Genomic DNA, 12,640 nt, shown 5'->3' with positions numbered 1-12,640 from the left:
CGCCTGCGCCATGTACCCTTGGGGCTGGGCAAGCGGAGTCGAAATGGACACAATGCAGTCAGCTTTACAGAACCTACATTTCCTGGTGGCGGAAGCCGAACCGGTGCAGCGCCGCGCGCTGATCGAGGCGCTCGGCCAGCTGGGCGCGAGCCGCGTCACCGACGTCCCCGACGGCCCCACCGCGCTGCGCACCCTGCAGGCCGGCTTCACGCCGAAAGTCGACGTCGCCGTCATCGACCTGGCCCTGGGCGGCATGGACGGCCTCGAACTGCTGCGCGCGATCGCCGCGCTGAAGTCGAGCGTTCGCCTGATCGTGGTCGGCGCCCAGCCGGCCAGCGTGCTGTTCTCGGTCGAGACCCTGGCCCAGGCCTACGGCGTCGAGCTGCTGGGCACCATCGCCAAGCCGGTCTCCAGCGCCAAGCTCAAGACCCTGCTGGACAATCTCCAGCCCGCGGCGCGGCCGCGCGCGGTGGCCAGGACGCCGGCGTTCAGCTTCGCCGAAGTCGGCGCCGGCCTGCAGCAGCGCCAGTTCGAACCCTTCTTCCAGCCCAAGATCGAGCTGGCCACCGGCCAGGTCAAGGGCCTCGAGACCTTCGCGCGCTGGCGCCATCCCGAGCACGGCGTGCTGGGTCCGGGCGCCTTCATCGACGCGCTGGAACAGAACAACCGCGTCGACTTCCTCGACTGGACCATGATCGAGCTGTCGGTCGAGCGCTGCCGCCAGTACCACGACCAGGGCATCCCGATCTCGATCTCGCTGAACCTGGCGCCCGAGACCCTGGCGCATCCGAACTTCATCCGCCAGGTGTCGTCCTGCATGAAGCGCCACGGCGTGATGCCGGACTATCTCACCTTCGAGATGACGGAATCGTCGATCCTGAAATTCGACGTCGACTTCATCGAACGCCTGGTGCGCCTGCGCATGATGGGGTTCGGCCTGGCGATCGACGACTACGGCACCGGACGCTCCAACCTGCAGCTGCTGGCGCGGATCCCGTTCTCGGAACTGAAGATCGACCGCTCCTTCGTCGACGGCGCATCGAAGAAGCGCCCGCTGGGCACCGTGCTGAAATCCTGCCTGGGACTCGCGCACAGCCTGGACCGCATGTCGGTGGCGGTGGGCGTGGAGACGCGCCAGGACTGGGACTTCCTGCAGGGGCTGGGATGCACGTATGCGCAGGGCTACCATATTGCCAATCCGATGGAGGCGGGCGCCTTCCCGGGTTGGCTGGAAGACTGGCGGCACTTTTTCTAAGCGTTGGCCGAGGGGTCGGAGCCCACACGCGAAAACCGGACTCTGACCCCTCCGCCGCCTAGTACTCCCGACGATCCGGCTTGATCTCCTGGAGTATGGTCGTCGAAATCTCTTCGATCGACTTGGTGGTCGACGACAGCCAGCGGATTCCCTCGCGCTGCATCAGGGTCTCGGCCTCGTTCACCTCATAGCGGCAATTCTCGAGCGACGCGTATTTGCTGCCGGCCCGCCGCTCGTTGCGGATCTCGGCCAGGCGCTCCGGCGTGATCGTCAATCCGAACAGCTTGTGCTTGAAGGGCGGCAGTGCCGAGGGCAGGCGGCCGCGTTCGAAATCGTCCGGGATCAGCGGATAGTTGGCGGCCTTGATCCCGTACTGCATCGCCAGGTACAGGCTGGTCGGGGTCTTGCCCGAGCGCGAGACGCCGACCAGGATCACGTCCGCATCCGCCAGGTTCTTGTGCGACTGGCCGTCGTCATGGGCCAGCGAGAAGTTGATGGCCTCGATGCGGCTCTTGTATTCCTCGCTGTCGACCACGTTGTGGATGCGGCCGATGGTGTGGGTCGACTTCACGCCCAATTCCTGTTCCAGCGGCGCGACGAAGGTCTGGAACAGGTCCATGTGCATGCCCTGGGCAGCGCGGATCACGGCCGAGAGATCGTGCTTCACGAGGGTCGAGAACACGATCGGACGCTGGTTGTCCGATAGCGCGACCTCGTTGATCCGGCGCGCCGCCTCATACGCTTTCTCGATGGTATCGATGAAGGGCAGGCGGATCTGGCGGAAGCGCATTTCGAACTGGCTCAGCACCGCGTGGCCGAAGGTTTCGGCCGTGATGCCGGTGCCATCGGACACGAAGAACACGGTGCGCGCGCCGCTCGGGGTGGTGGGGGTGGTCAAAGAGGTCATGGTGCCTGTTTGCTAAGATGATGACAAAGTTGCAGCCGGCGCACTGTGAATCAGGCCGGCGCGCGGTAAAATGCTCGGCAACGGTTTTTGGATTGTGCTGCACGGCGCGAAGAATAACAAGAAAACACCGCCGCCCGGCACCGCCAGCGAAAGATTTCCATCATCAAAAAAGGTGTTTCATCATGACTAACCTGTCTACTGCAGCATTGAAGACACTTGACCCCGCGGCGTCGGGTGAAAGCGTCTACGTCGCTTCCTTCGAAAACCTGCGCATGACCGACGTCGAGTCGGTCGGCGGCAAGAACGCCTCGCTGGGCGAGATGATCAGCCAGCTGGCCGAAGCCGGCGTGCGCGTGCCGGGCGGCTTTGCCACCACGGCCGACGCCTTCCGCGACTTCCTGCGCCACAGCGCCGATGGCGGTCCTTCGCTGGGCCAGCGCATCGCGCAGCGCCTGGAAAGCCTGGACGTCGACGACGTGCGCGCCCTGGCCGCGGCCGGCGCCGAGATCCGCCAGTGGATCGTCGAGACCCCGTTCCAGCCGCGCCTGGAGCAGGAGATCCACGCCTTCTACGACCGCCTGGTGGCCGATTCGGACACCGAGGTCTCGTTCGCGGTGCGCTCCTCGGCCACCGCCGAAGACCTGCCGGACGCCTCCTTCGCCGGCCAGCAGGAGACCTTCCTGAACGTGGTCGGCATCGACAACGTGCTGGAAGCCATGAAGCACGTGTTCGCCTCGCTGTACAACGACCGCGCGATCTCCTACCGCGTGCACAAGGGCTTCACCCACGCCGAGGTCGCGCTGTCGGCCGGCGTGCAGCGCATGGTCCGTTCCGACACCGGCGCGGCCGGCGTCATGTTCACCATCGACACCGAGTCGGGCTTCAAGGACGTGGTCTTCATCACCTCCAGCTACGGCCTGGGCGAGACCGTGGTGCAGGGCGCCGTCAACCCGGACGAGTACTACGTGCACAAGCCGATGCTCGAGCTGGGCAAGAAGCCGGTCATCCGCCGCAACATCGGCTCGAAGCTGATCAAGATGGAGTTCACCAAGGAAGCCAAGGCGGGCCGCTCGGTGCAGACCGTCGACGTGCCGGTCGAGCTGCGCAACCGCTACTCGCTGAACGACGAGGAAGTCGTCGAGCTGGCCAAGTACGCCGTCATCATCGAGAAGCACTACGGCCGCCCGATGGACATCGAGTGGGGCAAGGACGGCCGCGACGGCAAGCTGTACATCCTGCAGGCGCGTCCGGAAACCGTGAAGTCGCAGCAGAAGGCCGGCGACGCCCAGCAGCGCTTCAAGCTGAAGGGCACCGGCACCGTGCTGGCCTCGGGCCGTGCGATCGGCCAGAAGATCGGCGCCGGTCCGGTGCGCGTGATCAGCGATCCGTCCGAGATGGAACGCGTGCAGCCGGGCGACGTGCTGGTGGCCGACATGACCGACCCGAACTGGGAACCGGTCATGAAGCGCGCCTCGGCGATCGTCACCAACCGCGGCGGCCGCACCTGCCACGCGGCGATCATCGCGCGTGAGCTGGGCGTGCCGGCGGTGGTCGGCTGCGGCGACGCCACCGAAGTGCTGAAGGACGGCACCTTCGTCACCGTCTCCTGCGCCGAAGGCGACGAAGGCCGGATCTACGACGGCCTGCTGGAGACCGAGGTGTCGGAAGAAGTGCGCGGCGAACTGCCGCCGCTGAAGACCAAGATCATGCTCAACGTCGGCAACCCGCAGCTGGCCTTCGACTTCCAGTCGGTGCCGAACGGCGGCGTCGGCCTGGCCCGCCTCGAGTTCATCATCAACAACAACATCGGCGTGCACCCGAAGGCCATCCTCGAGTACCCGAACATCGACGCCGACCTGAAGAAGGCCGTCGAGTCGGTCGCCCGCGGCCACGCCTCGCCGAAAGCCTTCTACGTCGACAAGCTGGCCGAAGGCGTGGCGACCATCGCCGCCGCCTTCTGGCCGAAGCCCGTCATCGTGCGCCTGTCCGACTTCAAGTCGAACGAGTACAAGAAGCTGATCGGCGGCTCGCGCTACGAGCCGGACGAAGAGAACCCGATGCTGGGCTTCCGCGGCGCGGCGCGCTACCTGGCCGCGGACTTCGCCGAGTCCTTCGAGATGGAATGCATGGCCATGAAGCGCGTGCGCGAAGAAATGGGCCTGACCAACGTCGAGATCATGATCCCCTTCGTGCGCACCCTCGGCCAGGCCGAGAAGGTGGTCGAGCTGCTGGCCAGGTACGGTCTGAAGCGCGGCGAAAACGGTTTGCGCCTGATCATGATGTGCGAAGTCCCGTCGAACGCCATCCTGGCCGAGCAGTTCCTGCAGTACTTCGACGGCTTCTCGATCGGTTCCAACGACCTGACCCAGCTGACCCTGGGCCTGGACCGCGACTCCGGCATGGAGCTGCTGGCCAAGGACTTCGACGAGCGCGACCCCGCCGTGAAAGCCATGCTCTCGCTGGCCATCAAGGCCTGCCGCGCGCAGGGCAAGTACATCGGCATCTGCGGCCAGGGTCCTTCGGACAACCCGGACTTCGCGCAGTGGCTGGTGGAACAGGGCATCGAGTCGATGTCGCTGAACCCTGACTCGGTGATCGATACCTGGAAGAAGCTGGCGGCGATGTAAGCAAGTTAGCGTTCGCCAGAACCCCCGCCCTTGTTGCACAACGGCGGGGGTTTTTCATTGGAGGCGCGGGTCAGCCCTGCGGCTGAAACGCAATCACCGCCATCCCCGCCAGCGCCAGGCCGGCACCGACCAGGTCGAAGCGGGTCAGCGCGATCCCGTCCACGAAGCGCAGCCACAGCAGGGCGACGGCGATATACATGCCGCCGTAGGCCGCATAGGTGCGGCCGGCGGCGCTCGGGTGCAGGGTGAGCAGCCAGGCGAACAGCGCCAGCGAGACGCAGGCCGGCAGCAGCAGCCAGGCGCTCCTGCCGGCCTTCAGCACCAGCCAGGGCAGGTAGCAGCCGAGGATTTCGGCCAGCGCCGTCAGTGCGAACAGGGCTGCGTATTTGGCGGCGAGGAGCATGTCGGTCGTGTCAGGCTGAACTGGCTAAACGGGCAATGCGATTTTCGCGGGCACGGCGCGGGCATCGACCACCGCGTTGCGGCCGCCGGCCTTGGCCGCGTAGAGGGCGGCGTCGGCGCGCGACAGCATGGCATCGATGCTCTCGCCCGGATGCAGGGTGGCGGCGCCGATGCTGACCGTGTAGCCGACGCCGATGTGGTCGTCCTCGCCCGGCGTGCGGTCGAGGCCGCGGCGCAGGCGCTCGGCCACCAGCAGGGCGGTCTCGGCGGCGGTATCGGGCAGCAGCACCGCGAACTCTTCGCCGCCGAGGCGGGCGACGGTGTCGATGCTGCGTACCACCGCGCCGGTGCGCTCGACGATGTCGGCCAGCACCTGGTCGCCGGTGGCGTGACCGTGGGTGTCGTTGATGCGCTTGAAGTAATCGACGTCGAACAGCAGCAGCGACAGCGGGCTGCTGCGGCGCTGGGCGCGCGCCAGCTCGCGCTCGGCCACCGCGAAGAAGGCGCGGCGCGAGTGCGCGCCGGTCAGGTGGTCGTGGTTGGCCGCGTGCTGGGCACGCGCGATCAGGTCGGCGTTCGCCATCATGACGGCGCCAAGTGTCAAGCCCGGCAGGGCAAGCGCCCCGGCCGCGAAGAACACCATGCCGACCGCGACTTCATTCCACGGCAGGACAACGCCGGCCAGCTGGACGCCATACACGAGCGCGCGCACCAGCTGTACGGCGGCATTCGCCAGCGCAGCGTACATCGTGAACAGGATCGGATAGCGCCGCGCCGATCTTTTGAGCGCCTCACGCAGCAGCATGGCCAGCTCGAGCTGCAACGCGCTGTGCAGGAGCGACATCGAAATTACGCGTCCCGGCAGCGTGTCGATACCATGGTGGAGGGCGACAATGAGAAACAGGCCCAGCGCCACGAACCCGCCCAGGCGCAACCACGGAATCTCCAGGCCCAGGTGGCGCCGGAATCCGGCCATGAGCATGACTGCGGTGCCGAGCAGCAAGGCGTTCGCGACTTCGATCGTCAGGAATGCAGGGACGATTCCGCGTGCCGCGAACAGCGGAAGCGACAGCACCGCCAGGGCGTTACCCGCGCACCACTCGCGAATACCGAGCGCGCCGCTGTCGCGCAGCGAAAACAGCACGAGCAGCATGACGGCGGAAAGCGCCATCGTTACCAGCAGAAGGCTTACGACGGTCAACATGGAGGGGTAGGGCAAGGGAAGGATAGATTTCCGTATGGTATCAAAAATTGACGAAAAATTGACATCAAACCCCCTTTGCATATCAATTTTCGTCCCCAAAATGGTGCAGAAGCAACTATAACGTTGACTCCTCGTACAGACGCGATAGACTAGGGATAATGAATTGTCTATTCAAGTCATCATCGAAACCGCAAAAGACCTAGCGAACCCTCGTCACCCAAGCCGGGAGACGGGGGTTTTCGACTTTTTCAGGCAAGTGGGAAGAGAAGGAGGAAACCATGGCTGAGTGGATGGGCTGGCTCGTCGCCGCCGGCGTGCTCGTGATCCTGGAGCTGTTCACCGGGACGTTTTATCTCTTGATGATCGCCATCGGACTGGCGATCGGCGGGCTGGTGGCCCTGCTTGGCGCCGGCGGTCCCGTGCAGACCATCGCGGCGGCCGGGGTCGGCGTGCTGGCGACCGCGCTGCTGCACCGTTCGCGCTTCGGCCGGCCGGCCAGGCACGACGCCGCGCGCGACCGCAACGTCAACCTCGACATCGGCCAGCGCGTGACGGTGCCGGGCTGGGACAACGGCCGCGCCCGCGTGATGTACCGCGGCGCGCTGTGGGACGTCGAGCTTGGCCAGGGCGCCACGCCGCAGGCCGGGGAGTACCGCATCGTCGAGGTGCAGGGCAGCCGGCTGGTGGTGTCGAATGCGGTTTCGCATTCATAAGATTTGCTTAAGATTACAACTCATCTATAAGGGATGCTCATGGAATTTTCATTCGGTACGGTGGCACTGGTGATCTTCGTCATCGCGCTGGTCTTCGTGTTCAAGACCATCAACGTGGTGCCCCAGCAGCACGCCTGGGTGGTCGAGCGGCTCGGCAAGTACCACGCCACGCTCGCGCCCGGACTGAACATCGTCGTGCCCTTTGTCGACCGCATCGCCTACAAGCACAGCCTGAAGGAGATTCCGCTCGACGTGCCGCCCCAGGTCTGCATCACCAAGGACAATACCCAGCTGCAGGTGGACGGCATCCTGTACTTCCAGGTGACCGACGCCATGCGCGCTTCCTACGGCGCCTCGAACTACATCCAGGCCATCACCCAGCTGGCCCAGACCACGCTGCGTTCCGTGATCGGACGGATGGAGCTGGACAAGACCTTCGAGGAGCGCGACCACATCAACACGACCATCGTCAACGCGATCGACGAGTCGGCCGCCAACTGGGGCGTGAAGGTGCTGCGCTACGAGATCAAGGACCTGACGCCGCCGGCCGAGATCCTGCACTCGATGCAGCGCCAGATCACCGCCGAGCGCGAGAAGCGCGCCCTGATCGCGGCCTCCGAGGGCCGCCGCCAGGAAGCGATCAACATCGCCAGCGGCGAGCGCGAGGCCGCCATCGCCCGGTCCGAAGGCGAGAAGCAGGCCGCCATCAACCGCGCCCAGGGCGAGGCGGCCGCCATCGTGGCGCTGGCCGACGCCAGCGCGACCGCGCTGCGCCAGGTGGGCGATGCGATCCGCAGCCCGGGCGGCGTCGACGCCGTCAACCTGCGCGTGGCCGAAGAGTATGTCCACGCCTTCGGCAACCTGGCCAAGACCAACAACTCCATCATCGTGCCGGCGAATCTGGGCGAGATGAGCGGCCTGATCGCGAGCGCCCTGCAGATCGTCAAGGTGCAAAAGTAATGCGGGTGGTGGTCGTCACCGGCGGCTCGGACGGCATCGGCGCCGAGATCGCCCGCCGGCTGGCCGCGCGGGACGGTGCCGCGGGCGGTCGAACCTTGGCGCTGGTGCTGGGCGCGCGCGACCGCGAAAAGCTGGAGCAGGTGGCAGGCCAGTGCGCGGCCCTCGGCGCACAGGCGCTTGCGGTGCCCACCGACGTCGCCGACCCGGACCAGTGCCGGCGCCTGATCGACACGGCCGTGCAGCGCTTTGGCCGCATCGACGTGCTGGTCAACAATGCCGGCCGCTCGGCCCATGCCTTGTTCGAGGAAGTGCCGGATCTCGGCTGGTACGAAGAGCTCATGCGCATCAACCTGTGGGGCAGCGTGTGGTGCACCCAGGCCGCCTTGCCGCACCTGAAGGCGGCGCGCGGACGGATCGTCGCGGTGTCTTCGCTGGCCGGCCTGATCGGCGTGCCGGGACGCACCGCCTACAGCGCCAGCAAGTTCGCGATGACCGGCTTCTTCGAGGCCCTGCGCGCGGAGCTGAAGGGCGCCGGCGTCTCGGTCACGATCGCCTATCCGGGCGTGGTCGATACCCGGATCCGCTACCGCGGTTTCAACGCCCTGGGCCAGGAGATGGGCAGCAGCGGCCTGCGCGAAGAGGGCGCGATGACGGTGCAGGAATGCGCGCGCCTGATCGTCGACGGCATGGAAGCGCGCCGGCGCGAAGTCGTGATGACGGCCAAGGGCAAGCTTGGCCGGCTTCTCAAACTTCTTGCGCCGGGCCTGGTGGAGAAGATGGCGCTGGCGGCATTGAAGGACGAGGTCAAGCCGCTCTAAGCCATCAGAAATCGACGCTGGCCGACACGCTCGCGGTGCGCGGCGCGCCCAGCACCAGGTAGCCGGCGCCCGGATAGCCGCCCGCCGAGGCCCAGTAGTTGCGGTCGAMGGCATTGTCGATGCGGGCGCGGAAGCTGACGTCGCGGTCCATGATGCGGGTGAGGTAGTTCGCGCCCAGGTCGAAGCGGCTCCAGGACGGCAGCTGCTGGGTGTTGGCGGCGTCCGCGTACTGCTTCGAGGTGGTGACGGCGCGCGCGTTCAGCGACAGGCCCGGCACCTGCGCGATGTCCCATTCGGCGCCCAGGTTCAGCTGGGTCCCGGGGACGCCGATCGCATCCTTGCCCTGGTTGACGGCGCCGGCGGTGCGGCGCTGTTCGGCGTCCAGCAGGGTCAGGCCGCCCAGCACGCGCAGGCCGTGCATCGGCATGCCGAACACGGACAGCTCGAGGCCGCGGTTGCGCTGCTCGCCGAAGATGCCGAACACGCGGTTCTCGACATAGGCCATCGGCTGGGCGGTGGTGAAGACGGCTGCCGTCATGCCCAGCTTGCCGCTGTCGTACTTCACGCCGATTTCCTTCTGGCGCGAGGTGTAGGGCGCGAAGACCTGGCCCTGGTTGATGGGCACCACGGTGGAGCCGGAAGCGGTCGGGCCCTGCTGCAGCGCCTCGGCATAGTTCGCGTACAGCGACAAATTCTTCATCGGCTTGTAGACGATGCCGGCGACCGGGGTGTTGGCGCTTTCGTCGTAGGCGGCGTTCTGCAGGCCGCTCGTGTAGTCGTAGCTGGTGTCCTTGATGCGCTGGTGGCGCAGGCCGACCGTGATGCGCAGCGCGTCGTCCAGCAGGGCCATCGAGTCGGCGATCGCGTAGCTGCCGAGGATGGACTTGTGGGTCAGCAGCGGATGGTCCATCGAGCCGCCGGTGAAGAAGGTGGGCGAGGGCGCCGCCACGTCGACCGGGCGATACAGATTGGTCGGCCAGCCGGCGAAGTCGCTCATGCCGTAGGCGTTGAAGGACTTCATCTCGAAGCCTGATGCGCTGGCGCTGATGGTGTGCCTGACCGGACCGGTGCGCAGCTCGCCGCGCACGCCGACTTCGCCGGTGCGGGTGCGGTCGTCGCGTACGTTGTCGAAGCGGCCCATGTTCAGACCGCCGTTGTTGTCGGTGGTGGTGGTCGTGGTCAGCGCGTTGAACTCGCTGCCCTTGCGGGCGCCGAAGGCGGCCCAGCCGGTCAGGTTCGGGGCCAGGTCGACCTCGCCGCGCAGGGTGCCGAAGGTGTCGCGCTCGTTGGAGCGGGTCCAGGGCTGGGCGAAGTTGTGGCCGGCTTCCGGCGCGGCGGGCACGGCCAGGCCGGCGCCGACCGTCACGCTGGGACGGGCGTTGTCGAGGATGTGTTCCTGGAAGCCGACGTCGGCCGACAGGCGGTAGTTGTTGCCGCGGTAGTCCATGCCCACCGACAGCACGTTCAGCTGGCGCGATTCGCGGTCGACGGCGGTGTCGCCGTCGCGGCGCACGGCGTTCACGCGGATGCCGGCGCGATCGCCTTCGCCGAAGCGGCGCGCGACGTCGAAGGCGCCAAGCACCTGGCCGCCCGATTCCACCCCCAGTGTCACCTGGTCGAGCGGGTGGTTCGGCGCGCGTTTCGGCACCAGGTTGACGGCGCCGCCGATGCCGCCGCCGCCCGGGGCCGCGCCGTTGACGAAGCTGTTTGCGCCGCGCAGGATCTCGACGCGTTCCAGCAGTTCGGAGGCGACGAACTGGCGCGGCAGCAGGCCGTACAGGCCGTTGTACGCCATGTCGTCCGAGTTCACGGCAAAGCCGCGGATCACGTACAGCTCCTGGAAGTTGCCGAAGCCGCGCGCCACCCGCACCGAAGGATCGTTCTGGACCACGTCGGCCACGCTGCGGGCCTGCTGGTCCTGGATCAGGGCCTGGGTGTAGTTGGTGGCATTGAAGGGGGTGTCCATGATGTCGGCATTGCCCAGCAGGCCGAGACGCCCGCCGCGCGCCACCTGGCCGCCGGCATAGGCCGCGGACAGGCCCTGGGCCGATGCGTCGGCCGAGGCGCTCACGACGACGGTGGCGATGCCGGGCTGGGTGCCGGATTGCGCGTCCCGGGAAGCGGGAGCGGTCTGGGCGTGGGCGATGGAGCTTGCCAGCAGCAGGGCGCCGAAAGCGGCCGGGGTCAGGGTGGTGCGGGGGAGTGCGTGGTTCTTCATGACATTCTTGCTTTTGATGAGAATAATTCTCATTATATCCATCGCGCTTGATTTCGTAAATGAGAACTATTATTATTTAGCCTCATCCGCAAGCTCGCGCCACCGTCTCCGTCCTTCATGTCCCCCGCAAACCTCCGCCGCTGGTCCTGGATCCACAAATGGAGCAGCCTGGTCTGCACCGTCTTCATGCTGCTGCTTTGCCTGACCGGCCTGCCGCTGATCTACCACCACGAGATCGGCCGCCTGCTGGGTAACGAGGTCGAGCCGCCGGCGCTGACGGCGCAACAGCAGGCGAATCCGCCGCGCGCCGACCTGGACAGCGTGATCGCCGCCGGCAAGGCGCGCTATCCGGACAAAGTGATGATGTATATGTCGCAGGAGGCCGACCAGCCGGCGCTGTGGTTCCTGACCATGGGCAGGCTTGCGAACGATCCGGACTTCGTCTCGATCGCGATCGACGCCCGCACCGCGCGCTACGTGGCCGAACCGCCGATCGAGGGCGGGGCGGTGATGGCCTTCCTGTTCCACCTGCACGTCGACCTGTTCGCCGGCGTGCCGGGCAAGCTCTTCCTCGGCTTGATGGGTCTGTTGCTGGTCCTTGCGATCGGCTCCGGCGTGGTGCTGTACGCGCCCTTCATGCGCAAGCTGGAATTCGGCGCGGTCCGCCACGGCCGTACGGCGCGCCTGAAATGGCTGGACCTGCACAACCTGCTCGGCATCGTGACCCTGGTGTGGGCCCTGGTGGTGGGCGTCACCGGCGTGGTCAACACCCTGGCCGACGTGCTGCTGCAGGTCTGGCAGTCGACCGAGATCGCGGCCATGGTCAAGCCCTATGAAGGCTTGCCGCCGCCGGCGACGCTGGCATCGATGGAAGAGTCGGTGGCGCGCGCCCAGGCGCTGCAGCCGGGCATGAAGGTCGGTTTCATCGCCTTCCCGGGCACCCCCTTCGCCAGCGCGCATCACTATGGCGTCTACATGCGCGGCGACCAGGCCCTGACCGCCAAGCTGTACAAGCCGGTGCTGGTCGACGCCGGTACCGGCCAGGTGACGGACCAGCGCACGCTGCCCTGGTACCTGAGCACCCTGCTGCTGTCGCAGCCGCTGCACTTCGGCGACTACGGCGGCGCCGGCATGAAATTCCTGTGGGCGCTGCTCGACCTGGCGACCATCGTCGTGCTGGGCAGCGGCGTGTACCTGTGGCTCAGGCGGGGCCGCGCGGCCAAGGCGAAGGCTGGGGATGAGGCGCGCGTACGGGCGGCGGGACAGCCTTCGCTGGCACGCGAAGTAGAGCCGCGATGAGCGCCTTCCGTTCCTTGTGGGGCATGCCGATCCTGCTCGGCGTGCTGACCGCGGTCGGGCTGGTGGCGGGACTGCTGGGCGATGGCTGGTGGGATGTCGCGGCCGTGATCTGCCTCGGGATACCGGTGGCGGTGGGCGCGTGGCATATCGGGAAACCCCGCTAGGGTGGGCACGGTGTGCCCCCTGCGGCATGCATACCTGCGCTTTAATTTTCTGTTAAGCATACTCCCGCCAAAC

At 66.7% G+C, this 12,640-nt stretch carries 11 protein-coding genes; 7 read left to right on the top strand and 4 right to left on the bottom strand.

Going from position 1 to position 12,640, the window contains the following annotated elements:
• Positions 1–52 precede the first annotated feature (52 nt).
• Positions 53–1,255, top strand: coding sequence for an EAL domain-containing response regulator (locus AC1DIX_RS08835; protein WP_441934410.1), 1,203 nt, complete (start codon positions 53–55; stop codon positions 1,253–1,255).
• 58 nt (positions 1,256–1,313) lie between these two features.
• Here AC1DIX_RS08835 and ppsR read toward each other — a convergent pair whose 3' ends face one another.
• The gene (gene ppsR / locus AC1DIX_RS08830) at positions 1,314–2,162 is read right to left on the bottom strand and encodes a posphoenolpyruvate synthetase regulatory kinase/phosphorylase PpsR (protein ID WP_441934412.1); all 849 of its coding nucleotides are present in this window, start codon (positions 2,160–2,162) and stop codon (positions 1,314–1,316) included.
• A gap of 272 nt (positions 2,163–2,434) precedes the next feature.
• Here ppsR and ppsA point away from each other — a divergent pair, with 272 nt between their 5' ends.
• A complete protein-coding gene (gene ppsA, locus AC1DIX_RS08825) occupies positions 2,435–4,789 on the top strand; it encodes a phosphoenolpyruvate synthase (RefSeq protein ID WP_477323707.1) in 2,355 nt (784 codons plus the stop codon).
• Positions 4,790–4,859: 70 nt separating this feature from the next.
• On the opposite strand, the gene AC1DIX_RS08820 is transcribed toward ppsA, so the two are convergent.
• Together AC1DIX_RS08820 and AC1DIX_RS08815 are read right to left on the bottom strand one after the other, a co-directional pair.
• Positions 4,860–5,192, bottom strand: a complete 333-nt coding sequence (locus AC1DIX_RS08820) for a YnfA family protein (RefSeq protein ID WP_477323626.1) — start codon at positions 5,190–5,192, stop codon at positions 4,860–4,862.
• 24 nt (positions 5,193–5,216) lie between these two features.
• The gene (locus AC1DIX_RS08815) at positions 5,217–6,395 is read right to left on the bottom strand and encodes a GGDEF domain-containing protein (protein ID WP_477323624.1); all 1,179 of its coding nucleotides are present in this window, start codon (positions 6,393–6,395) and stop codon (positions 5,217–5,219) included.
• 278 nt (positions 6,396–6,673) lie between these two features.
• Between AC1DIX_RS08815 and AC1DIX_RS08810 the strand changes: the two genes are divergently transcribed.
• From AC1DIX_RS08810 to AC1DIX_RS08800, 3 genes are read left to right on the top strand one after another with little or no spacing between them, the layout of a single operon-like run.
• On the top strand, positions 6,674–7,108 hold the full coding sequence (locus AC1DIX_RS08810) for an NfeD family protein (RefSeq protein ID WP_477249564.1): 435 nt from the start codon (positions 6,674–6,676) through the stop codon (positions 7,106–7,108).
• A gap of 39 nt (positions 7,109–7,147) precedes the next feature.
• Positions 7,148–8,068 (top strand): SPFH domain-containing protein, encoded by a 921-nt coding sequence (locus AC1DIX_RS08805; protein WP_441934420.1) that lies wholly within the window; start codon positions 7,148–7,150, stop codon positions 8,066–8,068.
• Positions 8,068–8,886: an SDR family oxidoreductase gene (locus AC1DIX_RS08800; protein WP_477323621.1), complete on the top strand. Its 819-nt coding sequence runs from the start codon at positions 8,068–8,070 to the stop codon at positions 8,884–8,886. The genes AC1DIX_RS08805 and AC1DIX_RS08800 overlap by 1 nt, the downstream gene beginning before the upstream one ends.
• Positions 8,887–8,890: 4 nt before the next feature.
• Here the strand turns inward: AC1DIX_RS08800 and AC1DIX_RS08795 are convergent, their stop codons facing one another.
• Positions 8,891–11,104 carry a TonB-dependent receptor gene (locus AC1DIX_RS08795; protein WP_477323619.1) on the bottom strand — a complete coding sequence of 738 codons (2,214 nt, stop codon included), beginning with the start codon at positions 11,102–11,104 and terminating at the stop codon, positions 8,891–8,893.
• 117 nt (positions 11,105–11,221) lie between these two features.
• Between AC1DIX_RS08795 and AC1DIX_RS08790 the strand changes: the two genes are divergently transcribed.
• The gene (locus AC1DIX_RS08790; RefSeq protein ID WP_477323617.1) at positions 11,222–12,403 is read left to right on the top strand and encodes a PepSY-associated TM helix domain-containing protein; all 1,182 of its coding nucleotides are present in this window, start codon (positions 11,222–11,224) and stop codon (positions 12,401–12,403) included.
• The gene (locus tag AC1DIX_RS08785) at positions 12,400–12,567 is read left to right on the top strand and encodes a hypothetical protein (RefSeq protein WP_441934427.1); all 168 of its coding nucleotides are present in this window, start codon (positions 12,400–12,402) and stop codon (positions 12,565–12,567) included. Before AC1DIX_RS08790 ends, AC1DIX_RS08785 begins: the two co-directional genes overlap by 4 nt.
• The last annotated feature ends 73 nt before the right edge of the window (positions 12,568–12,640 follow it).

The organism is Massilia sp. 05N420 (assembly GCF_056397205.1).
Note: the sequence above shows the minus strand (reverse complement) of the source record. Positions and strands in the feature narration are given on the sequence as shown.